The organism is Kitasatospora sp. NPDC114501 (assembly GCF_055633695.1).
The window spans coordinates 1-21,747 of the sequence record NZ_JBVKDS010000026.1 but is presented as its reverse complement, the minus strand read 5'-3'; the positions used below and the strand labels follow the sequence as shown (position 1 = coordinate 21,747).

The window sequence follows — 21,747 nt, the reverse complement described above, 5'->3', positions numbered from 1 at the left end:
CGCCCGACCGTCACGGATCCCCCGGGCGCCCGACCGTCACGGATCCCCCGCAGGCCTCGGCCTCCGGGGGATCCGCGCGTTCAGCGGGTCGTCGTTCGGCGGGTCGTCACATCCAGACGAACGGCGAGCCCGCCGCGTAGGACAGCGCGCGGGTGGCCTCGTCCAGGCTCTGCTCGGGGCCGGGCGTCGCGCCGGCGGTCGGCGGGACCGGCGCGGTCGGCGCCGCGGTGCCGCCCGCGGGGGCGCCCGCCGGGCGGCCGTCGCCCGGCCGCGAGCTGGTGACGGTCACGTAGTGCCCGACCGCCTCGATCCGCGGCTCGCCACCCGGTTTGGTGCCGCCGGGGGGCGGGGTGGGGGCGGTGCTGGCGTCGGCGAGGATGAAGGCGACCGCGCCGGGCTTGGCCCGCAGCGCGTCGGCGGCCCTGGCGGCGGAGGGCTGGTCGGGGAAGCGCAGCAGGGTGACGCTGCTGAGCACCGGGCGGTCCTGGCCGCTGAAGCTGACGGCCAGGTAGCCCTGGCAGCCGGTCTCCTTCAGCGGGTCCTGGGTCCTGTCCTGGAGCGCCTCGACGCAGTTCTCGCCCTGCCGGACGCCGTTGCGCCGCGCCTTGTAGGCGCCGACCTCGACCGGCCGCTGGGCGGGGAAGAGGTTGTCGACGTTGAGGGCCTCGGGGTCGGTGAGCGGCGGCGGGGTGCCCACCACGCGCGGCGTCGCGGAGGAGTCCTTGCTGGACGGGCCCAGCCCGGGTATGTAGTCGCCGGGCATCGGGCGGGTGATGATCCATCCCCCGCCCGCGACCACTCCGACCACGACGATCCAGCCGGCCGCCCGACGGGCCGTCAGCCGTCGGCCGCGCCGCCTGCGGTCCGTCCCCCCGTCGACGTCGGCGCCCCCGCCGACCCGCTGTTCTGCCCGGCCTTCCCGGCCCTCTCCCGGAGTCGGGGTGCGCTCCCCCTGCGTGGTCATGGCGCAGATTCTAAGCACCCCCGGGGTGGCGTGGATCACTGGGTCGGGAGTTGTGGATCATCGCCCGCGGACGTTGTGGATCACCGTCCGCCGGAGCCGTCCGCCGGGCCGTCCGCCATCCGCTCACTACCCGCCGGTAACCGGCGCTCGGGCGCGACGTCAAGCGCGTGACCAGCGGCGGAGCCGTGAGCTTCGACACTGTGGCAATCGGCACATCCTCACCCGGATCTTCTGGCGGGTTTGCTCTGGCGCCGCCCGATCACCACCAGGCAGGATCACCCCATGGATCTGCTCGATACCCTCACGGCCAAGGGCCTGCGCGGCGAAGTCCCGACCCGCGAGGAGGCCCTGGCCGTCCTCGCCACCACCGACGACGAGCTGCTCGACGTGGTCGCCGCGGCCGGCAAGGTGCGCCGCCGCTGGTTCGGCCGTCGGGTCAAGCTCAACTACCTGGTGAACCTGAAGAGCGGGCTCTGCCCGGAGGACTGCTCGTACTGCTCGCAGCGGCTCGGGTCCAAGGCCGAGATCCTCAAGTACACCTGGCTCAAGCCCGACCAGGCCGCCGACGCGGCCCGCGCCGGGGTGGCCGGCGGCGCCAAGCGGGTCTGCCTGGTCGCCAGCGGCCGCGGCCCGACGGACCGCGACATCGACCGGGTCACCGACACCATGGCCGCCATCAAGGACGCCGACCCCGAGGTCGAGATCTGCGTCTGCCTCGGCCTGCTCTCCGACAACCAGGCGGAGCGGCTCAAGGCGGCCGGCGCCGACGCCTACAACCACAACCTCAACACCTCCGAGGGCACCTACGGCGACATCACCACCACCCACACCTACGCGGACCGGGTGGACACCGTGCGGAAGGCGCACGGCGCGGGCCTGTCCGCCTGCTCCGGACTGATCGCCGGCATGGGCGAGAGCGACGAGGACCTGGTCGACGTCGTCTTCGCACTGCGCGAGCTCGGTTCGGACTCCGTCCCGGTCAACTTCCTGATCCCGTTCGAGGGCACCCCGCTCGCCAAGGAGTGGAACCTCAGCCCGCAGCGCTGCCTGCGCATCCTGGCGATGGTCCGCTTCGTCAACCCGGACACCGAGGTGCGGATCGCGGGCGGGCGCGAGGTGCACCTGCGCTCGATGCAGCCGCTCGGCCTGCACATCGCCAACTCCATCTTCCTCGGCGACTACCTGACCAGCGAGGGCCAGGCCGGACAGGCCGACCTCGACATGATCAAGGACGCCGGCTTCGAGGTCGAGGGCGCCGGCGAGGCCACCCTGCCGCGCCACCGCGCGGACGTCGCCGAGGCCGCGGCCGGTGGCGGCTGCGGCACCGCGGCCTCGGCCTCGGCCTCGGCCTGCGGCAGCGGCGGCGGCGGCTGCGGGCCGTGCGGCGGGCACGCGCACGGCTCCTCCCCGGCCGAGGAGTCCTCGGTCGAGGAGTCCTCGGACGACGAGCTGCGCAGCGACCTCGTGAAGGTCCGCCGCCGCGGCGCCGGCACCGAACTCGCGCCCAACGCCTGACAGTTCCGACCCTCCGGAGAACGCACCATGCTCCAGCCGTCCGCGGCCGCCCTGCTCGCCCTCGACCGCGCCCACGTGTGGCACCCGTACGGGCCGATGCCCGGGACCGTCACGCCGTACGTGGTCGAGTCCGCCTCGGGGGTGCGGCTGCGCCTGGCCGAGCCGGTCGCGGGCGGGCGGCGCGAGCTGGTCGACGGGATGTCGTCCTGGTGGGCGGCGATCCACGGCTACCGGCACCCGGTGCTGGACGAGGCGGTGCGCGACCAGCTGGGGCGGATGAGCCATGTGATGTTCGGCGGGCTCACCCACGAGCCCGCCGTCCGGCTGGCCGCCACGCTGGTGGAGATCACCCCGGAGCCGCTGCGGCACGTCTTCCTCGCCGACTCGGGCTCCGTGGCCGTCGAGGTCGCGATGAAGATGTGCCTCCAGTACTGGCAGTCCGTCGGGCGGCCGGCCAAGCGCCGGCTGCTCACCTGGCGCGGCGGCTACCACGGGGACACCTTCCACCCGATGTCGGTCTGCGACCCGGACGGCGGGATGCACCACCTGTGGGGCGGGGTGCTGCCCGGCCAGCTGTTCGCCCCCGAGCCGCCGGCCGGGTTCGACGCCCCGCTCGACCCCGAATACGCCGTGCGGTTCGAGGAGTTGATGGCCCGTCACGCGGACGAGCTGGCCGCCGTCATCGTCGAGCCGGTGGTCCAGGGCGCGGGCGGGATGCGCTTCCACTCCCCCGCCTACCTGCGGATGCTGCGCGAACTGTGCGACCGCCACGGGGTGCTGCTGGTCTTCGACGAGATCGCCACCGGATTCGGGCGCAGCGGCGCGCTGTTCGCCGCCGACCACGCGGGCGTCTCGCCCGACGTGATGTGCCTGGGCAAGGCGCTGACCGGCGGGTACCTCACGCTGGCCGCCACGCTGTGCACGAGCGGGGTCGCCGACGGCATCAGCCGCGGCGAGGTGCCGGTGCTCGCGCACGGGCCGACGTTCATGGGCAACCCGCTGGCCTGCGCGGTCGCCAACGCCTCGCTGGAGCTGCTGCTCGGGCAGGACTGGTCGGGCGAGGTGAAGCGGATCGGGGCCGGGCTCGCCGAGGGCCTCGCGGCGGCCGCGGACGTCCCCGGCGTGCTCGACGTACGGACCCAGGGAGCCATCGGCGTCGTCCAGTTGGACCACCCGGTGGACGTCCCGGCGGCGACCGCGGCGGCGGCGGCGGAAGGCGTCTGGCTGCGGCCGTTCCGGGACCTGATCTACACCATGCCGCCCTATGTGACGGAGGACGAGGACGTGGCGCGGATCGCCGCCGCCGTGACCGCCGCGGCGGTGGCCGGATGAGCGCCCGCATCCTGTTCGTCACGGGGACCAACACGGACGTCGGCAAGACGGTCGCCACCGCGGCGGTCGCCTCGGCGGCGCTGCGGGCCGGCCTGAAGGTCGCGGTGCTCAAGCCCGGGCAGACGGGCGTGTCGCCGGACGAACCGGGCGACGCCGCCGAAGTGCGCAGGCTCGCGGGCGATCTGACGGTCCGTGAGCTGGTCCGCTACCCCGAGCCGCTGGCGCCCGACACCGCCGCCCGGCGGGCCGGGATGCCGTACCTCTCGCCCGGCGAGGTGGTGTCCGAGGTCGCCGACCTGGCTTCCACCCACGATCTCGTCCTGGTGGAGGGCGCGGGCGGGCTGCTGGTCCGCTACGACGACGAGGGCCGCACGCTCGCCGACCAGGCCCGGGCCGTGCTCGACGCCGGGCTGCCGGCCGAGGTCCTGCTGATCGCCTCGGCCGGGCTCGGCACCCTCAACATCGTCGCCCTCACGGCGGAGGCCCTGGCCCGGCGCGCACTCCCCCTGGCCGGCGTCCTGGTCGGCTCCTGGCCCGCCGACCCGGGCCTCGCCGAACGCTGCAACCTCGCCGACCTGCCCCGCTCGGCCGGCGCCCCGCTGCTCGGCGCCCTGCCGGAACGGGCGGGCGGCGCCGAGGACTTCGCCGCCCTCGCGTACGCCTCGCTCGCTCCCGAGCTGGGCGGCGGCTGGGACGTGGAGCACTTCGCGCACGTCCATCGGCCGGAACCGGCCCCGCTTCGCTCGAAGGGGTGATCCCGGCGCCCGGGCCTGTCGGAAGCCCGGGCGGCTCAATACCGTTCCTTCCATGACAGACGGGCTGACCGTGGACGAGGCCCTGCGGGCCCTGGCCGCCCTGGAGGCGGCGTGGAAGGACGACGACGAGGCGCTGTCCGCCCTGGCGGTGGGCGGCACCGGTGAACGGCCGCTGCCGGCGCTGGTCGCCGCGTACGGCGAGCACGCGATGGACACCCTGATGGCGCTGGCCTTCGGGTTGCGCGCCACCATGAGCGACGAGGAGATCGCCGAGATCTCCGACGCCGTCAGCTCCAACATCGGCGCCCGGATGAGCGCCCTGCTCACCCAGACCCTGAAGGCCTGGGGCACCCTCGCGCCCTCGGACGACCTCTCCGTCACGAAGATCATCGCCCACACGGTGATCGACGCGATGCGGGCCGTCACCGACGACCCCGGCAAGACCGAGGTGCTGCCACTGCTGGCGACCTTCCGCAGCTACGCCCTCAACGAATCCTGAGGTCGAGGTGGGGAATTCGGCGCGGGCTTCGAGAATTCCTCGAAGCCCGCCCGGCTGTGTGCACGCCCTCATCCACCCTGCGGCGAAGGCGAATCCGCCCGCCGAGGAGGCGAGGAAGAGGAGGACGTGGACCATGGCACTCGCCGGAGGGCGAGTTCGGGGCCGTCTGAACTCCCCGCCGCTCAGCGGCCTTCCCTGACCAGGAAGCGGCCGGAGCGCCACTGCACGCTCGCCGGGCCGCCGGTGGGCCAGTCGTGGTTCAGGTGGCGGCGGTCGCGGCCGAGCCCTCCGAGCTGCTGCGGGCGCAGGGTTCCGGTCCTCAGGCCGGTGGCCTCTTCCGCGGTCACCGGCATGATCGTCACGTACTGGGCGTCGTCCCCGCCCATCCAGTCGACGACCTCGCTGAAGATCCACACGAACCGCTGCGCACACTCCCGGCAGCGCCGCAGATCGACCGAGAAGTGCGAGCCGTCCACCACCTCCGTCTCGTGCTCGAAGCCCTCCCGCTGCCGCCCCCACACGGCCTTCTCGTCCTCCCCGTAGCACTTCGCGCAGCCGAACTCCGCCCTCGGCCTTCCCATCGGTCGACTCCCTGGTCCGCGACGTCCCGGTCGCGGCCCATGATGCCCGCAGGGCCCGGCGGCCGGCCGGGGAGTCCACCCGGAGCGGGAACAATTCACGGCCCGTTCCCGCCCCGTTCGCGCCCCAAGGCGTAAACGCCCGCCGTCGGTTGACGAAGCCCCTGGGAACCGCCGCTGCGGCCTCGGGGTCGTCCCGCTCCCAGGCGACCCCCGCGGCCTGGGCCAGGGCTTTCGGCAGGGGGACGCTCAGTCGACCTCCAGAAGCACCGCCGGCAGCGCGGCCTCCCGCACCAGGGCGCGCGGGAGGGCCAGCCCGAAGTGGCGGCCGAGCACCTCCAGGCAGGCGCGGTGGAGGTCGTCGTCGTCGCGGTCGTGGTCGGGCAGACCGGCCGCCGCCAGGGCGGCCGTCAGGGCGGCGGCGGTGGCCGGCTCGCCCGCGACGCCGTCGGGGCCCCAGCTGCCGTCCAGGTGGAGGTTGAGGAAGCAGATCTCCCGCCCGTCCCGGTAGCCGTGGAAGAACGGCGGCACCGGCTTGCCGTTCTCCTCCTCGAACTCCAGGTGGAAGACCTCGGCGCCGCCGCGCGAGGCGGCCGGCGGGACGCTCAGCTCGCCCTGCCAGTAGCCGTACGCCACCGCGAAGGCGAGGTCCCCGGTGCGCCCGTGGTGCAGTGCGATGTCCTCGAACTCGCCGGGGAACTCGAGTTCGTACTCCTCGACCAGGTCCCGCGCGGTGAGTTCGCCGAGCGGGCGCGCGCTGCACCTCGGGAACCCCGCGGCGATCTGGGCCACCAGCTCCTCCGGCTCCAGGCCGCGGGCCAGCACGACGCTGTAGCCGCCGAAGGCGATCGACTGGGGTTCGGCGAGCCACGTGAGTGTGTCCGTCATGCCGGTCATCCTGCCGCACGGCACCGACAACCGGCCGGGGCGGCCCGTCCGGTCAGCTCCGGGCGGCGGGCGCCGGCCTCCTCCCGATCTGCAGCAGTGCCGGGGCCTGGGCCGGGCGGTCCATCGCCGCGTACGGGCAGTGCACCGCGTTCTCGTCACCGGCCGCCCAGCCTCGCACCCACGGGGCGAGGCGCTCGTTGTCGATCCGCAGTGTGCCGTCCGGCAGCAGCCGGCCGATCGCGTTGGCGGGGTCGGTGAGTGCCACCGTGCACTTGCCGACGGTGCCGTCGGCCCGGATCACCAGGGAGTTCGGCCGGGCGGCGTAGCAGACGGGCAGCTCGTCGGGTTCCGGCGCAGCCGGGAGCCCCTCGTACGCCACGGCGGTCAGCTCGTCCAGGACCCGCGGTCGCAGCCCCTGTTCGAGGATCTCCATCGTCCGGTCGTTCGGCCCGCCCATCCGCTCGACCGGCTTGAGGTGGAGCGTGAACCGCTCGTCCCGCAGGAAGGTGTCGCGCAGCCGGGCGAGGAACCCGGGCATCAGGGGCAGGTTGGCGGGGGTGAGGTGGACCCGCAGCAGCACGCGGACGGGCAGTGCGCTGTCCCGGATCGCCAGCAGGTTCCGCCAGATCCGGTCGAACGAGCCGCGGCCGTCCGCGCGCAGCCTGGTGGTGTCGTGGGCCTCGGCCGGGCCGTCCAGGGAGATCTGGAACCGGTCGACGCCGAGGTCCGCGAGCCTGCGGGCGGTCCCGGTGTCGAGCAGGTAGCCGTTGGTGGTCATGTCGGCCCGGTAGTGGAGGCCGGGCCGGGCGGCGGCCAAGTCGGTCAGGTGGGCGGAGAGTTCCTCGACGATCGGGCGTGCGAGCAGTGGCTCCCCGCCGAACCAGGAGACGTCCAGGCGCCGCAGGTCCGCGGCGCGCCGGTCGATCAGCCGCTTGATGCCGCCGACCACGGCTTCGTCCATCCGCCCGACGGTGAAGTCCTCGTAGCAGTAGGTGCAGCGGAAGTTGCACTGCTCGGTGGGGAGGACGATCAGGTGCAGGGCCCGGTCGGTCAGGGACTCCGCGAGCTGCGCGCGGAACGCCGGGGAGGTGCTCCCGCCGGTAGCGGGCGCGGTGAGGGTCTGCGTCATGGGTGCGGTTCTCCGTCGGACGGGTCGGTTCGACTACTCGGTCGGGTCGGTCCGACTACATCGGAACGCCGCAGCCGGCCACCATGTTGGGGCAGACGTTGGTGACATGGCTGCGCATCTGGGGGTCGAAGGGCATCTCGCCCCCGGTGCTCACGAAGCTCGCCAGCTGGGGCGAGACGACGATGCGGCCCTGCTCGTCCAGCTTGACGTCGACGCCGCTCGGGCTGTTCTGCGGACCGTTCTGCGGAGCGCTCATGGCGACTCTCCTCGAGGGTGGGCGCGAGGGTTCGGTCCCCTCGCCGTGCCGAGGACTCTTCCGCACACCACCGACCGCTGCCACTCCTGACGGCCACCCGGAGGAGCTGCCGCGCCGGCCGTCCTGCCAGGCCCCCTGTTCGGCAAACCGAACGGCGGTGAACCACCGGGCTCAGTGCCCGTGCCCCGCCGGGCGACCGGGCGACGGCTCTTCGCCCACCGGGTCGCCCATCGCGCCGGCGAGGTGGAGGTGCTGCTCCGCTCGGTGCTGCAACAGCAGCACCGAGCGCACCGGCTCGCCGCTCACGGCGGTGTAGCTGTGCGGCAGAGCGGCGTCGAAGCCGATGTAGTCGCCCGGGCCGAGTTCGACCTCGCGGCGGCCCGCCCGCACCCGTAGCCGGCCGGTCTGGACGACGGTGTGCTCGGTACCGCCGTGGCCGCCGGAGATCTGGGTGCCGTCGATCCGCACCACCTGGTCGTAGATCTCGAACACCGCGTCCCCGGACTCGATCCGGCGCAACGGACGCAGGTCGACGCCCCGTCCGCTGAGCACCTCGGTGTCGGCCGCGCGAACCACTGTGACCTCGTCGGCGGGCCGGGCCTCGACCAGGTCGGAGATCGGCACGCCGAGCACCCGGGAGAGCCCGAGCACCGTCTCCAGGGTGGGGTTGCCGGCCCCGGACTCCAGCTGGGAGAGCGTCGCCTTGCCGACCCCGGCCTGCCGGGACAGCTCGGACAGCGACAGTCCGCGCTGGGCCCGCACCCGCTTCAGGTTGGCGGCGAGGACGCCCCGGACGGATTCCTCGGCATCGTTCATGCTGGACCTCTTCTCTCCCCGCACTGTTCGGTATACCGTACGGGACGCACACCGACGGACGGGGCAGCGTAGCGAAGCACCGCACCTCCCTCACCCTCACCTGGAGACCGCAGTGACCGAGCCCGCCGAGACCATCAAGTACCGGAAGAACGGCCTGACCCGCGGCGTCACGGACGAACTCGCCGAGAGCATGACGCGGGGCTGGGCCGACACCGAGCGCACCGCCCTGGAGCCGGTCCCGCAGGCCGCGCACACCGCCCGCCGCCGCGCGGAGCTGTCCGCCGCCTTCCCCGGCGAGCTGCTGGTGGTGCCGGCCGGCAACCCCAAGGTGCGGGCCAACGACACCGACTACCCGTTCCGCCCCTCCTCCGACTACGCCTACCTGACCGGCGACCAGTCCCAGGACGGCGTCCTGGTGCTCACGCCGACCGGGGAGAGCGGCCACGAGGCCGTGCTCTACCTGCGCGGCCGCTCCCGCACCGACAACGGCGAGTTCTGGCTGGACGGCCACGGCGAACTGTGGGACGGCCGCCGCAACAGCCTGACCGAGAGCGAGCGGCTGTTCGGCCTGCCCTGCCGGGACGTGCGCACCGTCGGCGCCGACCTGCGCGCCGCCACCGGGCCGGTGCGCGTGCTGCGCCGCCACGACGCGGGCGTGGAGGCGGCGCTCGCGGACCGGGCGGTCGCCGAGCGGGACGAGGAGTTCGAGGTCTTCCTGTCGGGGCTGCGCCTGGTCAAGGACGAGTGGGAGATCGCCGAGCTGCGCTTCGCCTGCGAGGCGACGGCCCGCGGCTTCGAGGACGTGGTGCGCGTCCTCGGCACCGACACCGAGACCGCCGAGCGGCTGATCGAGGGCACCTTCTTCGTCCGCGCCCGGATCGAGGGCAACGACGTGGGCTACAGCACCATCGCCGCCGCCGGCCCGCACGCGACCACCCTGCACTGGGTGCGCAACAACGGCCACGCCCGGCCCGGCGACCTGCTGCTGCTCGACGCGGGCGTGGAGACCAACCACCTGTACACCGCCGACGTCACCCGCACCCTGCCGGTCAGCGGCCGCTTCACCGAGATCCAGCGCAAGGTCTACGACGCCGTGTACGCGGCCCAGGAGGCCGGCATCGCCGCGGTGAAGCCGGGCGGCCGGTTCCGCGACTTCCACCACGCCGCCCAGCGCGAGCTGGCCGAACACCTCACCTCCTGGGGCCTGTTCGGCGACCTGGGCGCGGACAAGGTGTACGAGCTGGGCCTGCACCGGCGCTTCACCCTGGCCGGCACCGGCCACATGCTGGGCATCGACGTCCACGACTGCGCCCACTCCCGCACCGAGGAGCACGTCGACGGTCCGCTCCGGCCGGGCATGGTGCTCACCGTCGAGCCGGGCATCTACTTCCAGGAGAACGACCTGACGGTGCCGGAGGAGTACCGGGGCATCGGGGTGCGGATCGAGGACGACATCCTGGTCACCGAGGACGGCAACGAGAACCTCTCCGCCGACCTCCCGCGCCGCTCCGACGAGGTCGAGGCCTGGCTGGCCCGGCTGCGCGGCTGAGGACCCCACCGACACGGCCCCTGCTCCCGTCCTCGTCAGGACGGGAGCAGGGGCCGTGGAGATCAGTCGGTCCTGAGATCAGCCGGTCCTGAGATCAGCCGGGCCGGCCGGGCAGGCGGAACGACGCCGATCGCGGAGCGACCGTCAGAAGTGGCGGCCGGCGTCGCGGTCGGCCTTCTCCAGCGCGTCGATCCGGCGCTGGAGCGCGTCGGCCTGGGCGCGGGCCCGGCGTGCCGCTTCCTTCTCGCCCTCGTGGTCCATCCGCTTCGCCTTCTGGCGCAGCTCGTAGACCTGCTGGCGCATCTGGTTGAGATCGGCGGTGACCGAGGCGGCCGCCGCGGGCTGGGCGGTGGCGACCTGCGCGACCGTCGCCAGGGCTCCGCCGGCCAGGGCGGCGGTCAGGACCAGGGCGGGAATGCGTCGACGCACTTGGGTGACTCCTTGCTGGGGTGCGTGGTTCGGTGACCGGACGTCAGCTGACTACCAGTCGGTAACCATGATCGCACGAACGTTCGCCACCGGCGGCACCCCACCTTGTGCTCCTTCTTCCCTCGTGCGTCAGGCGCCCACGCGTCAGGCCGGCAGCGGCTTGACCCAGCGGCTCCACTGCGGCTCGGGCGCGTAGCCGGCCGCCTGCCAGGTGCGGTGGCCGAGGGCGTTGTCGTCCAGCACCATCGCGTCGGCGCGTCGGCCGCCGAGCGCGGCGAAGCGCTCCTCGGCGGCGGCCAGCAGCGCGGCGCCGATGCCCCGGCGCCGGTGCCCGGGGTCGACGGCGAGGCGGTACAGGTGGCAGCGCCAGCCGTCCCAGCCGGCGATCACCGTGCCGAGGACGGTCGCCGGGTCGTCAGCGGGGGTGGCCACGATCAGGCAGTCCGGGTCCCGGGTGAGCAGGGCGGCGACCCCCGCCTCGTCGTCCGTGATGCTGGTTCCCTTGGCGGCCCGGGCCCAGAGGGCGAGCAGGGCGGGGATCTCGTCGGGGACGGCGGCGCGCAGGGCGATCTGGTCGGTCATGCGCGCCTGTCTACCAGCCGTTCCCGCCGCGCCGCCGGGAATTCCGCAGCCCGGACGGCCACTGCGCGGCCCGACGTCCCGTCAGCCGAGCCGCCACACCGTGGTGGTCTTGACCGCGGTGTCCTCCAGGTCCGCGACCACCGGCACCCGGTACGCCGCCACCGCGGTGAACCGCTCCCGGGGCAGGTAGGCCCGGCCCGGGTCGCCGACGACGACGGTCGCGCCGCGCGCCGCGGCCCGCTCCAGGAAGGGCAGGAAGCGGGCGGCCATGGCCCGTTCGTAGAAGACGTCGCCCGCGAGCACCACCTCGGCGGGCCCGCCGTCGCCGTCCACCAGGTCCACCAGGGCGCCGTCCACCCGTACCCCGTTGGCCTCGGCGTTCAGCCCGATCGCGGCCACCGCGTAGGCGTCGATCTCGGCGGCGCGCACCTGCGTCGCCCCGCGCAGCGCGGCGGCCACCCCGACCAGCCCGGAGCCGGACGCGACGTCCAGCACCGTTCGGCCCGCGACCAGTTCGGGGTGGTCCAGCACGTAGCGGGCGACCGCCACCCCGCCCGCCCAGGCGAAGGCCCAGAACGGCGGCGGCAGCCCGGCCTCGCCGCGCGCCCGCTCGGTGGTCTCCCACAGGGCGATGGCGTCCTCGGCCATGTGCAGGCTGATCTCGGGCACGAAGGGGACGGGCTTCAGCTCGGTCTCCCGCCGGACGAAGGCGAGATCGTCGGCCGGCTGAAGAGTGGGCAGCTCACTCGGCATGCCCCGCAGCATAGGGCCCGTACGGGGGTGCTCCCGGCCCCCCGCGATCCCGGGAGCCGAGTTCCCGGCGGCCGCGGTCCCTGGGGCCGCGGTCCCGGGGGGGCCGTGGGAGGAGCGGCCGTCATCCCCGCTCGTCCACCACCCGCCTGATCTTCCCGACCGAGCGCTCCAGCGTGTACGGGTCCACCACCTCGGCCGCGACCGTGATCCCGACACCGTCCTTCACCGCGCGGACGATCTCCGCCCGCGCCGTCTCCCGCTGCTCGGCGGAGGCGTCCGGCCGGGCCTCCACCCGGACGGTCATGTGGTCCAGCCGCCCCTGCCGGCCGAGCCGCAGCTGGAAGTGCGGCGCGACGGCCGGGGTGCGCAGCAGGATCTCCTCGATCTGGGTCGGGAAGACGTTCACCCCGCGCAGGATGATCATGTCGTCGCTGCGCCCGGTGACCTTCTCCATCCGCCGGAAGGCCGGCCGCGCGGTGCCCGGCAGCAGCCGGCTGAGGTCGCGGGTGCGGTAGCGGATGATCGGCAGCGCCTCCTTGGTGAGCGAGGTGAAGACCAGCTCGCCGCCCTCGCCCTCGGGCAGCACCTCGTCGGTGAACGGGTCGACGACCTCCGGGTAGAAGTGGTCCTCCCAGATGTGCAGCCCGTCCTTGGTCTCCACGCACTCCTGCGCGATGCCGGGGCCGACCACCTCGGAGAGGCCGTAGATGTCGACGGCGTGCAGGTCGAGCCGTTCCTCGATCTCGCGCCGCATCTCCTCCGTCCAGGGCTCGGCGCCGAAGATGCCTACCCGCAGCGAGGTGCTGCGCGGGTCGACGCCCTGCTTCTCGAACTCGTCCAGCAGGGTCAGCAGGTAGGACGGGGTGACCATGATGATCTCGGGCTCGAAGTCCAGGATCAGCCGCACCTGGCGGGCCGTCATGCCGCCGGAGGCCGGGATGACGGTGCAGCCGGCCCGCTCGGCGCCGTAGTGCGCGCCCAGGCCGCCGGTGAACAGCCCGTAGCCGTAGGCGATGTGCACCTTGTGGCCGGGTCGGCCCCCGGCCGCGCGGATCGAGCGGGCGACCACGTCGGCCCACATGGAGAGGTCGTCGTCGGTGTAGCCGACCACGGTCGGCAGCCCGGTGGTGCCGCTGGAGGCGTGGATCCGGCGGACCCGGTCCATCGGGACGGCGAACATGCCGAAGGGGTAGCCCTCGCGCAGGTCGGCCTTGGTGGTGAAGGGGAAGCGGGCGAGGTCGTCCAGGGTGCGGCAGTCCTCGGGGCGGATCCCGGCGGCGTCGAACTTGCGGCGGTAGAGCTCGACGTTGTCGTACGCGTGCCGCAGGGTGGCCCGTAGCCGGGTGAGCTGGTGGGCGCGCAGTTCGTCCGGACCCATCCGTTCGCCGGCGTCCAGGAGCTCCGGTGGGAGCGGCTCCCCGAGGTGTCGGCGCGGGACGGGTGCGGTGCCGGTCATCATCGCTCCTTCGCTGCTCTCTCCGTGCGGGGCCACCTACCGATCGTTCGGTCAGGCCCGCTCCGCTCCATTGATCCAGTACCCGAACCACCTGTCAAGGGATCGCACAGACCTCCGGAATGTGCGGTTCCGACCGCTTCCGGGGCACTTCGTCTCGACAGCTTGGCTGTCCGATATGAAAATCATTACAGAAACTTGACTTGGCACCGGCCTTCCCCGCCCCGGCCCCGTGGTTCAGTAGTGCGGTTTCCGCCCGCACCCCGGAGTGATCACCGTGCCCACGACTTCCGCCCTGGTCAGCGCGCTGCGCGAACTCGGCGACCGACCCGCCGTCGTCGCCGACGGGCGCGCGATCAGCGGCATCGGCCTGCTGCTCGGCGTCTCCCCGCCGGGCGGCCTGCCCCGGGCCCTCGCCCAGCGCGTCGCCGAGCACGCCGCGCTGCCGCCCTCCGCCGCCCGCGCCGCCGAACAGCGGCTGCGCCACTGGGCCGGCGTCCTCGGCACGCCCCCGATCCGGCACACCGTGCTGCACCCGGTCACCGACCTCGCCGTGGACCTCGCCCTCGCCACCCTGCTGGCCGGCGGCACCGTCCACTGCGGCGACCCCGAGCAGCACCCCGAGCAGCAGCTCGCCGCCGTCGCCGCCGCCCGGACCACCCACCTCAGCCTGCCCTCCGCCCTGCTCTGGCGGCTCAGCCGGCAGCCCGGCCTCGGCGTCGGCGGCCCGGGCGCCTACGACCTCGGCTCGCTGCGCCTGGTCCTGCACGTCGGCCCCGAACCCCGGCAGGAGGACGTGTACGCCGCCGTCGACGCGCTCGGCGCCGTCCTCGCGCACGTCCGCGCCCCGGACAGCAACGCCGAGGCCGCCGACCGCCGGCTGCGCGCCGACGCCGAGAGCGCCTCGGCCGCCGCCTGGAAGCACGGCATCGGCGTCACCGCCGAACGGGTCCGCGACTTCGGTGCCCGGCTCGACCGGGCCGTACTCGCCGCGCTGCTGCACACCCTCCAGCAGAGCGGCGTGCTCACCGACCCCGCGCGCGGCCACCCCGAGGCCGAGGTGCTGGCCACGGCCATGGTCACCCCCGCCCAGCGCCCCCGGGTCTCCCGCTGGCTGGACGCGCTCGCCCGGCACGGCCTGATCACCCGCCAGGACGGCGGGGCCCAGGGCCCGGTCTACCGCGGCGGCCCCGGACCGGACGCCGCCGAGGTCCGGGAGGCCTGGCGCCCGGCCGTCGAGGCCTGGGCCGACGGGCTCGGCCCGGCCGCCGCCCTGGAGCGGGTCCGGCGCGGCGCCCTGCGGCTGACCGGGCTGATCACCGGCCAGGACGCGCCCCGGCCGGCCGCCGCCCCGGTCCGCTGGGCCGCCGCCCGCGACTTCCTCGACGCCGCCCTCGACACGCTGGTGCGCGGCGCCGCCGAGGCCCACGACGGGCCCGGGCCGCTGCGCGTCCTCGAACTCGGCCCCGAGGGCGGCGAGCCCGCCGTCGCCCGCGCCCTCGCCACCCGGCCCCGGCAGACCACCGAGCACCACCCCGCCCCCGACGGCGGCCGCTACGACCTCGTCGTCGCCACCGTGACCGGACGCTCGGAGCGGGAACTCCCGGCGCTGGTGCGGCTGCTCTCCCCCGGCGGCCGGCTGCTGCTGTTCGCGCCCACCGCCGAACAGCTCGACCTGCTGATCACCGGCGACGCCCTCGGCCCCACCGCCCGACCGGCGGAGCACTGGCGGGCGGCGCTGGCCGCCGCGGGCTGCCCGACGGTGCTGACCCTCCCCGAGGACGGGCACCCGATGGGGCTGCTGGGGCAGCGGCTGTTCGCGGCCCGGGTGGACTGACCCGCGGATGGCCTGAGCCGACGGGAGCAGCACGTACCGAGCAGCGGCCGGTGGAGCCGCTGGCTACGATCGGGGTCATGCCCCGGATTCTCCGCACAGTGGACGCGCTCGCGTCGATCGGCTCGAACCTCTCGATCGGGTCCGTCGGCTCCTTCCTCTCGATCGGCTCGGTGGGCTCGTTCCTGTCCATCGGCTCGATCGGGTCGTTCACGTCCATCGGCTCGATCGGGTCGGCCGCTTCCATCGGTTCGATCGGCTCGTTCGCGTCCATCGGCTCGATCGGCTCCGCGATGTCCGCCCTCTCCGTGGGCTCCTGGCGCGGTGTGGGCTCGTTCAGGTCGTTCGGCTCGTTCGGCTCGTTCGGTTCGTTCGGCCCGGCCCGCTCCCGCCGGTGCGCCGCGTCCGGTCGGTGACCCGACCCGTCACACCGGCCCCGGCCACCGCCCGGCGCGGGCCGTCCGTGCCCGAGCGGTGAAGCCCGGATCACGCACCGCCACCCGATCCGTACCATTTCGATACCGAAGCCGGGATGAGCTGCGATGATCCTCGCCGCCCGGGCCCGTCCCCGGGTAGGCTCCGCTTGTCCTCCGGCCCTCGCGCAGGCGGCCCCCTGCCGCCGTGCCGCGTTCTCCGGGGGCGCTCCCCCGCGGGCCATTCGGTGGGCACCGCGCACTCGACACGCGCGCCAGGGCAGTCGCGCGAACGGCGAAGGGCATCGCATTGGCGGATCGGCTCACCGGAGGAGACTCCTCGCTGCTGCGGCGGATCAACGCGGCGGTCACGCTCCGGGCGCTGCGGAACGGCCACTCCGTGACCCTCACTCAGCTCGTCGGGGAGACCGGGCTCTCCCGGCCGACGGTCGAGGGCGTGATCGAGGGCCTGGTCGAGACCGGGCTGGTCGCCGAGGTCGAGCAGCCGAGGGAGGACGGCCAGCCGGGCCCCGGCCGCCGCGGCCGCCCGGCCCGCTGGTTCCGCTTCCGCGCCGAGGCCGGGCACATCCTCGGCATCGAGATCGGCGTGCACGACATCCGGGTCATCCTGGCCGACCTCACCGGCGAGGTGGTGGGCAGTCACTTCAAGCCGGTGGACGAGACCCTCGACGCCGAGGACCGGCTCGCCGCCGTCCGCACCGCCGTCGCCGAGGTGCTGCGCAAGGCCGGCATCTCCCGCGACAACCTGTGGGCGGTCGGCATCGGCACCCCCGGCATCGTGGACCGCGAGGGCACCGTCCAGCTGGGCACCGCGATGCCCGGCTGGACCGGGCTCGACCTCGGCGCCAAGCTGCGGCGCTCCTTCCGCTGCCCGGTCATGATCGAGAACGACGCCAACCTGGCCGCCATCGCCGAGCACTGGCAGGGGTCGGCGGTCGGCGCCGACGACGTCGTCTTCGTGATGGCCGGCCTCAGCCCGGGCGCGGGCTCCCTCATCGGCGGCAGGCTGCACCGCGGCTTCGGCGGCGCGGCCGGCGAGATCGGCGCCCTGCACCTGCTCGGCCAGGAGGTCACTCCCGAGCGCCTGTTGTCCACCACCGGCAAGCCCCTCAACCCGCTGGACGAGGCGGCGGTGGCCCGCGTGCTGCGGCTGGCCCGGGAGGGCGACGAGGTCGCCAAGGTCGCCATGGACCGCTTCCTCACCCGCCTCGTCCAGGGCGTGGCCGCGCTCGTGCTGGCCATCGACCCGCAGCTGGTGGTGATCGGCGGCTGGGCGGCCGGCCTCGACGGCGTCCTGGACCCGCTGCGCGAACGCCTGGCCCAGTTCACCCTGCGCGCGCCCGAGGTCGCCCTGGCGGCCCTCGGCTCGGAGGTGGTGGCGATGGGCGCCCTGCGCGTCGCCCTCGACCACGTCGAGGAGCAGCTCTTCGCGGTGGACCCGCCCCGGGCCTGACCCCCGGCGCCCGGGCGGCCGCCGGCACCCACCCCGCGGCCGCCTGGCCCATCACCGCCCCATCACCGCCCCATCGCCACTCAACGGCAAAGGCCCGGACGCCAGTTGGCGCCCGGGCCTCGGCCTGAGGGTTTCCGGAGGATGGTTCAGGAGGCGGTGCGGACCTCGGCCGTCGCGCCGACCGGGGTGACCTCGACGAGTCCGGCCTCGCCGAAGGTCAGCTTGCAGGTGTCCGCACGGTAGGTGGAGACCGCCAGCGCCACCAGCCGGCCGGCCGAGGCGTACTGGGTGGTCATCACCAGGACCGGCGAGCCGGGCGGGCGCTCCAGCAGGGCGGCCTGCTCGGCCTCGGCGACACCCAGCTCGACCGAGCGGGACTCGCCGTCCACCTCCAGGCGCTCCAGCTGACGCAGCACCGAACGGGCGCGGTCGCTCTCGGCGCGGAAGCCCGGCAGGTGCGGCAGGGCGGCGGCCGGGACGTGCAGCGACTCGGTGGCCACCGCGCGGCCCTCCACCATGCGGACCCGGCGCACGGTGTGCACCGTGGCGCCCTCGGCGATGCCGAGGCCCTTCGCCAGCTGCGCGGCGGCGGGGGCGGTGGTGCAGTCGACCGTCCGCCAGGCCTGGCTGCGCGCGGTGCCGGGCCAGCCCTCCTCCTGCCGGTTGACCGGGACGCCGACCCGCGGGGCGGCGATCAGGGTGCCGATCCCCCGGCGGCGCACCAGGCGGCCCTCCAGCTCCAGCTGGTCCAGCGCCTGGCGCAGCGTGGCCCGGGCGACGCCGAAGCGGGCCGAGAGCTCGCGCTCGTTGGGCAGCACCTGCCCGGTGGAGAACTCCGAGTCGATGGCCCGCAGCAGCACCGTGCGCAGGTGCCAGTACTTCGGCTCCGGCACCGCAGAAAGCTGTCCTGTCGTTCCCACCGCGTCCTCCACCCTGCTGTTCGTCCGCCCTGCGACAAGGAGGGCGGACCCCGGGCCCGCTGTCCGCTGTTGCGGCAGGTGGGAGAGCGGGCCTTTATCCGTCCTTCTTTATTAAAGGTCCTTGCAGTAAGCGACCCTAGGTGCTCTGTCCGGAGATGGTCAAGACCAATGGCGCGGCTCGATGGGACTGCCGCCCATATTCATGCCGCGTTCACGACAGCTCCTGTCAGCCACTGTCACCAATCCGCCGCGGACGGCCGGTCCGCGCGTCACCGTTCGGCCCGGCAACGGCCAGTCGGTAGGCTTCCCGAGTGATCGTGGTGACGAGTGTGAACGTGAACGGAATCCGGGCAGCGGCCAAGAAGGGCTTCGTCGAATGGCTGGCCGGCACCGAGGCGGACGTGGTCTGCCTGCAGGAAGTGCGCTCCGAACCCGGACAACTACCCGTCGAACTGCGCGACCTGGACGGCTGGCACGCGGTCTGGGCCCCCTCCGCCGCCAAGGGCCGGGCCGGCGTCGCCGTCCTCTCCCGCCAGGAGCCGCAGCGCACGGCCATCGGATTCGGTTCCGATGAATTCGACAATTCGGGCAGGTACGTCGAAATCGACCTTCCCGGCCTGACCGTCGCCAGCCTCTACCTCCCCTCCGGCGAGGTCGGCACCGAACGCCAGGACGAGAAGGAACGCTTCATGGCGGAATTCCTCGTCCACCTCACCGCCCTGCGCGCCCGCGCCGCCGCCGACGGTCGCGAGGTCGTCGTCTGCGGCGACTGGAACATCGCCCACCGCCCCGAGGACCTCAAGAACTGGAAGGCCAACCAGAAGTCCGCCGGCTTCCTCCCCGAGGAACGCGCCTGGCTCTCCCGCGTCTACGACGAGGCCGGCTACGTCGACGTCGTCCGCGCCCTCCACCCCGACCGCACCGGCCCCTACACCTGGTGGTCCTACCGCGGCCGCGCCTTCGACAACGACTCCGGCTGGAGGATCGACCTAGTCGTCTCTACTAGAAACCTCGCTGAGAAGTGCGTCGAGGCCTACGTCGAACGAGCGGCCTCCCATGCCGAACGCTGGTCCGACCACGCACCCGTCACAGCGGTATTCGACCTGCACAACTAGTCTACGGAGAAGGGCAGTTCGAAAGGATCAAGAGGCTGCCCTGACGTGCAGCATTCGACACGTCGGGGCTGCCTCCGACGGCATGTAGGCCAGCGGCAACGGAAGTCACACCGCGCGGCACTCCCAGAGTAGATTGTTCGACAAAGCGAACCACATGGTCCGGCTTCCCCAAGCAAAAACACCCGTCTGCCCCAGACCAGCCCCCCGACAATCCAGTCTCGCGCTTCCCTCCAGGTATCCGCGGTTTGACCTTGCCATCGGTGAGCACCTCCAGCGTCTATCACCCCGTCAGGCCCGCCTTCGGGAGGGTCGTTCCACTTGGTTTGGTTCGGAGGCATCGCAGTCTCGTCCCCAGCTCCACGAGGAGCCGGCAAGAGGCACGCATGCGCGGCCTACCTCGCGGCATCGACGTACTGGACAATCTGGGCAGCAAGCACGATGACTGCCAACGCTTCCAGAACGGAGAGAATGGTCGGCAGAGCCGCCCCCGCGCCGTAGACCCAGAACGCAGCAAGAGATGCAGCCGGAACCGCAGCGAAGGCGGTGAGATCGACTGCGCACTGGATGATCTTCCGTTGTCTCCGGTGGCCATCATTCCGGTGTGTTGATTCCCATCCGAAGACGCTCTCAGGCTCGCCAGCGAGTGCCGCCAGGCGAGACCCTAGATCAGTACGAACATAGAGGCCGATCGCACTAATCTTCTGATCATTCGCCAGGTAGGTCCATCCGAGAACGGAGGTCGCCGCAGGCAGCGCCAGCAACAAGGCGGGCTGGCGTGTCTGCGCCGCGCCGATCAGCACCGTCACCATCGCAGCCAATGTGATGTAGAGCAGATTGTCCCGGAAGCCTATTCGGGTCTTCTGTTCCTCCTTCACTCTCTCGTACTCGGCCAGGAGCAGCTTGCCAACAGTGATGTCATCCGTCGCAGTCACGGCTGTTTCCCCGGTGCTGAGAGTCAAGGTTCCGTCCGGACAGTCTGGCCCAGCCGACGAGTCGGCGGAAGGCCGTCGCTGGGCCGCAAGTTGTTGCTGCCTTCTGGACACGGCTCGCGGTGAGTCGGGACTGTCGGCGGGCGGCGGTACGCTCGATGGAAGTCCCAATCCTGGAGGTAAGGTCCCTTGCTGGAAGGCGAGTTCGGCTCGGCCAGGCCAGTCGTCGTGCTGACGGCGATCAGCCTTGAGTACAACGCGGTACGCGAGCACCTGCGCGACCCGCGTCGCGTGATCCACGAGGGCACGTGGTGCGAGGTCGGTACGGTGACCGGATCGGAACGCCAGGTCGTCATCGCGGAGGTGGGACCGGGAAACCTCCGGACGGCCGTAGTCACAGAGCAGCTCAGGGCGGCCTTCGCACCTCTGGCGATCATCTTCGTCGGGGTGGCAGGCAGCCTGAAGTCCGATGTCAGGCTCGGTGACGTCGTGGTCGCGGACAAGATCTACGCGTACGACGGGTCCAAGCACGGACCCAACGAGCAGTTCGCCCGGCCGGCGGCCTGGAGCCCTTCGCACGCGCTGCTGCAAACCGCGCTGCACAGTTTGCGCGGCTCCGCCTGGCAGGAACGGATCCGCCTGGGTGCGTACCAGCCAGACCGGCTACCGGAGGTCCACATCAAGCCGGTCGCCGCCGGTGAGACCGTCCTCAACTCGATGGACTCCCCGCTGCGTGAACGGCTTGTCCTGGTCTTCAACGACGCGGTTGCCGTGGAGATGGAGAGCGCGGGGCTCGCCACGGCAGCCGCCCTCGGCAAGGTGGACTCACTGACGATCCGGGGCATCAGCGACCTCGCCGACGGTGCCAAGGCATCAGCAGATGCCCGCGGCAGCCAGCAGATCGCGGCATCCCATGCCGCAGCCGCTGCGATGGCTGTCATCGCCGCGTTGCCGGGCGACCTCGTGGAGGTCACCCCGGCCGGCGGATCCGAGCACGCGGACGGCCCGCTCTCCCCCGCGCCGCCGACGCTGCGGCAGATCAACAAAGCGGACCGTAAGGGAGTCGTCAATGCCGTACAGAACGGCAACCAGTCCATCACCAATGGACCGCGGCCAACTCCGAGGTGAGTAACGACGAGAGGCCGGCGGACGAGGCACAGTCCGGGCTGGCTTCCCCTTCCCGTGTCCAGCCGACCACACAGACCAACCGCGCGGACGCAGGCGGCACCGTCAACGCGGTGCAGAACGGTGACCAGTTCAACCAATACTTCGTCGGACCGGACGGAAAGCTACTCTTCACCCAATGGGAGAGGAGCCTTCGGCGAATCCCGGGAACACTACGCATCGGACCGGACCAGGAGCTGACCGTCGACCGGCCGGCAGCACTCGCCGACCTCATCGAGGCACTCGTCAGCGACCGTCCGGAAGAAGTCATCATCGTCCGCGGGGCGCCTGGTGTCGGCAAGTCCGCTCTAGGGCCTGTGTGAGGTTGTGATCAGTCTTCGGGTTCTGCCTTCGTCCGAGGGTGAAACCCGGTACGACTGTGTCTGTGACGCGTAGGCAA

23 protein-coding genes are annotated in these 21,747 nt (G+C 72.9%); 11 read left to right on the top strand and 12 right to left on the bottom strand.

Annotation, left to right across the window (positions count from 1 at the left end):
- Positions 1–106: 106 nt before the first annotated feature.
- Positions 107–964, bottom strand: a complete 858-nt coding sequence (locus ACZ7RU_RS35015) for a hypothetical protein (RefSeq protein WP_470345039.1) — start codon at positions 962–964, stop codon at positions 107–109.
- Positions 965–1,246: 282 nt separating this feature from the next.
- Between ACZ7RU_RS35015 and bioB the strand changes: the two genes are divergently transcribed.
- From bioB to ACZ7RU_RS34995, 4 genes are read left to right on the top strand one after another with little or no spacing between them, the layout of a single operon-like run.
- Positions 1,247–2,479: a biotin synthase BioB gene (bioB, locus tag ACZ7RU_RS35010; protein WP_470345038.1), complete on the top strand. Its 1,233-nt coding sequence runs from the start codon at positions 1,247–1,249 to the stop codon at positions 2,477–2,479.
- A 27-nt stretch (positions 2,480–2,506) separates the two neighbouring features.
- Entirely contained in the window at positions 2,507–3,811 is a 1,305-nt protein-coding gene (locus ACZ7RU_RS35005) for an adenosylmethionine--8-amino-7-oxononanoate transaminase (RefSeq protein ID WP_470345037.1), read from the top strand.
- A complete protein-coding gene (gene bioD, locus ACZ7RU_RS35000) occupies positions 3,808–4,566 on the top strand; it encodes a dethiobiotin synthase (RefSeq protein WP_470345036.1) in 759 nt (252 codons plus the stop codon). The genes ACZ7RU_RS35005 and bioD overlap by 4 nt, the downstream gene beginning before the upstream one ends.
- Positions 4,567–4,618: 52 nt before the next feature.
- Entirely contained in the window at positions 4,619–5,065 is a 447-nt protein-coding gene (locus tag ACZ7RU_RS34995; protein ID WP_470345035.1) for a hypothetical protein, read from the top strand.
- 182 nt (positions 5,066–5,247) lie between these two features.
- Here ACZ7RU_RS34995 and ACZ7RU_RS34990 read toward each other — a convergent pair whose 3' ends face one another.
- The 5 genes from ACZ7RU_RS34990 to ACZ7RU_RS34970 all read right to left on the bottom strand — a co-directional run bounded on the left by ACZ7RU_RS34990 (position 5,248) and on the right by ACZ7RU_RS34970 (position 8,732).
- Positions 5,248–5,646, bottom strand: coding sequence for a hypothetical protein (locus ACZ7RU_RS34990; RefSeq protein WP_470345034.1), 399 nt, complete (start codon positions 5,644–5,646; stop codon positions 5,248–5,250).
- A gap of 246 nt (positions 5,647–5,892) precedes the next feature.
- Entirely contained in the window at positions 5,893–6,531 is a 639-nt protein-coding gene (locus ACZ7RU_RS34985) for a hypothetical protein (protein ID WP_470345033.1), read from the bottom strand.
- 52 nt (positions 6,532–6,583) lie between these two features.
- Positions 6,584–7,660, bottom strand: a complete 1,077-nt coding sequence (locus ACZ7RU_RS34980) for a radical SAM protein (RefSeq protein ID WP_470345032.1) — start codon at positions 7,658–7,660, stop codon at positions 6,584–6,586.
- A 55-nt stretch (positions 7,661–7,715) separates the two neighbouring features.
- On the bottom strand, positions 7,716–7,916 hold the full coding sequence (locus ACZ7RU_RS34975) for a hypothetical protein (RefSeq protein ID WP_470345031.1): 201 nt from the start codon (positions 7,914–7,916) through the stop codon (positions 7,716–7,718).
- A 171-nt stretch (positions 7,917–8,087) separates the two neighbouring features.
- Positions 8,088–8,732 (bottom strand): helix-turn-helix domain-containing protein, encoded by a 645-nt coding sequence (locus ACZ7RU_RS34970; protein ID WP_470345030.1) that lies wholly within the window; start codon positions 8,730–8,732, stop codon positions 8,088–8,090.
- 112 nt (positions 8,733–8,844) lie between these two features.
- On the opposite strand from ACZ7RU_RS34970, the gene ACZ7RU_RS34965 reads away from it, so the two are divergent.
- Positions 8,845–10,281: an aminopeptidase P family protein gene (locus ACZ7RU_RS34965; RefSeq protein ID WP_470345029.1), complete on the top strand. Its 1,437-nt coding sequence runs from the start codon at positions 8,845–8,847 to the stop codon at positions 10,279–10,281.
- Between the two features lie 144 nt (positions 10,282–10,425).
- Here the strand turns inward: ACZ7RU_RS34965 and ACZ7RU_RS34960 are convergent, their stop codons facing one another.
- The 4 genes from ACZ7RU_RS34960 to paaK all read right to left on the bottom strand — a co-directional run bounded on the left by ACZ7RU_RS34960 (position 10,426) and on the right by paaK (position 13,501).
- Positions 10,426–10,710, bottom strand: coding sequence for a hypothetical protein (locus tag ACZ7RU_RS34960; protein WP_470345028.1), 285 nt, complete (start codon positions 10,708–10,710; stop codon positions 10,426–10,428).
- A 144-nt stretch (positions 10,711–10,854) separates the two neighbouring features.
- Complete coding sequence (locus ACZ7RU_RS34955; protein WP_470345027.1) at positions 10,855–11,292, bottom strand: GNAT family N-acetyltransferase; 438 nt, start codon at positions 11,290–11,292, stop codon at positions 10,855–10,857.
- An 81-nt stretch (positions 11,293–11,373) separates the two neighbouring features.
- Positions 11,374–12,045: a class I SAM-dependent methyltransferase gene (locus ACZ7RU_RS34950; protein ID WP_470345026.1), complete on the bottom strand. Its 672-nt coding sequence runs from the start codon at positions 12,043–12,045 to the stop codon at positions 11,374–11,376.
- Between the two features lie 121 nt (positions 12,046–12,166).
- Entirely contained in the window at positions 12,167–13,501 is a 1,335-nt protein-coding gene (gene paaK / locus ACZ7RU_RS34945) for a phenylacetate--CoA ligase PaaK (RefSeq protein WP_470345025.1), read from the bottom strand.
- Between the two features lie 274 nt (positions 13,502–13,775).
- On the opposite strand from paaK, the gene ACZ7RU_RS34940 reads away from it, so the two are divergent.
- The 3 genes from ACZ7RU_RS34940 to ACZ7RU_RS34930 all read left to right on the top strand — a co-directional run bounded on the left by ACZ7RU_RS34940 (position 13,776) and on the right by ACZ7RU_RS34930 (position 17,219).
- Complete coding sequence (locus ACZ7RU_RS34940) at positions 13,776–15,335, top strand: hypothetical protein (protein ID WP_470345024.1); 1,560 nt, start codon at positions 13,776–13,778, stop codon at positions 15,333–15,335.
- 77 nt (positions 15,336–15,412) lie between these two features.
- Entirely contained in the window at positions 15,413–15,748 is a 336-nt protein-coding gene (locus ACZ7RU_RS34935; RefSeq protein WP_470345023.1) for a hypothetical protein, read from the top strand.
- Between the two features lie 307 nt (positions 15,749–16,055).
- Positions 16,056–17,219, top strand: coding sequence for an ROK family protein (locus ACZ7RU_RS34930; protein WP_470345022.1), 1,164 nt, complete (start codon positions 16,056–16,058; stop codon positions 17,217–17,219).
- A 146-nt stretch (positions 17,220–17,365) separates the two neighbouring features.
- On the opposite strand, the gene ACZ7RU_RS34925 is transcribed toward ACZ7RU_RS34930, so the two are convergent.
- Entirely contained in the window at positions 17,366–18,139 is a 774-nt protein-coding gene (locus ACZ7RU_RS34925; RefSeq protein ID WP_470345021.1) for a GntR family transcriptional regulator, read from the bottom strand.
- A 311-nt stretch (positions 18,140–18,450) separates the two neighbouring features.
- Between ACZ7RU_RS34925 and ACZ7RU_RS34920 the strand changes: the two genes are divergently transcribed.
- Positions 18,451–19,254, top strand: coding sequence for an exodeoxyribonuclease III (locus ACZ7RU_RS34920; RefSeq protein ID WP_470345020.1), 804 nt, complete (start codon positions 18,451–18,453; stop codon positions 19,252–19,254).
- 392 nt (positions 19,255–19,646) lie between these two features.
- On the opposite strand, the gene ACZ7RU_RS34915 is transcribed toward ACZ7RU_RS34920, so the two are convergent.
- Entirely contained in the window at positions 19,647–20,186 is a 540-nt protein-coding gene (locus ACZ7RU_RS34915) for a hypothetical protein (protein ID WP_470345019.1), read from the bottom strand.
- 186 nt (positions 20,187–20,372) lie between these two features.
- On the opposite strand from ACZ7RU_RS34915, the gene ACZ7RU_RS34910 reads away from it, so the two are divergent.
- On the top strand, positions 20,373–21,311 hold the full coding sequence (locus ACZ7RU_RS34910; protein WP_470345018.1) for a 5'-methylthioadenosine/S-adenosylhomocysteine nucleosidase family protein: 939 nt from the start codon (positions 20,373–20,375) through the stop codon (positions 21,309–21,311).
- Positions 21,308–21,670, top strand: coding sequence for a hypothetical protein (locus tag ACZ7RU_RS34905; protein ID WP_470345017.1), 363 nt, complete (start codon positions 21,308–21,310; stop codon positions 21,668–21,670). The genes ACZ7RU_RS34910 and ACZ7RU_RS34905 overlap by 4 nt, the downstream gene beginning before the upstream one ends.
- Positions 21,671–21,747 lie beyond the last annotated feature (77 nt).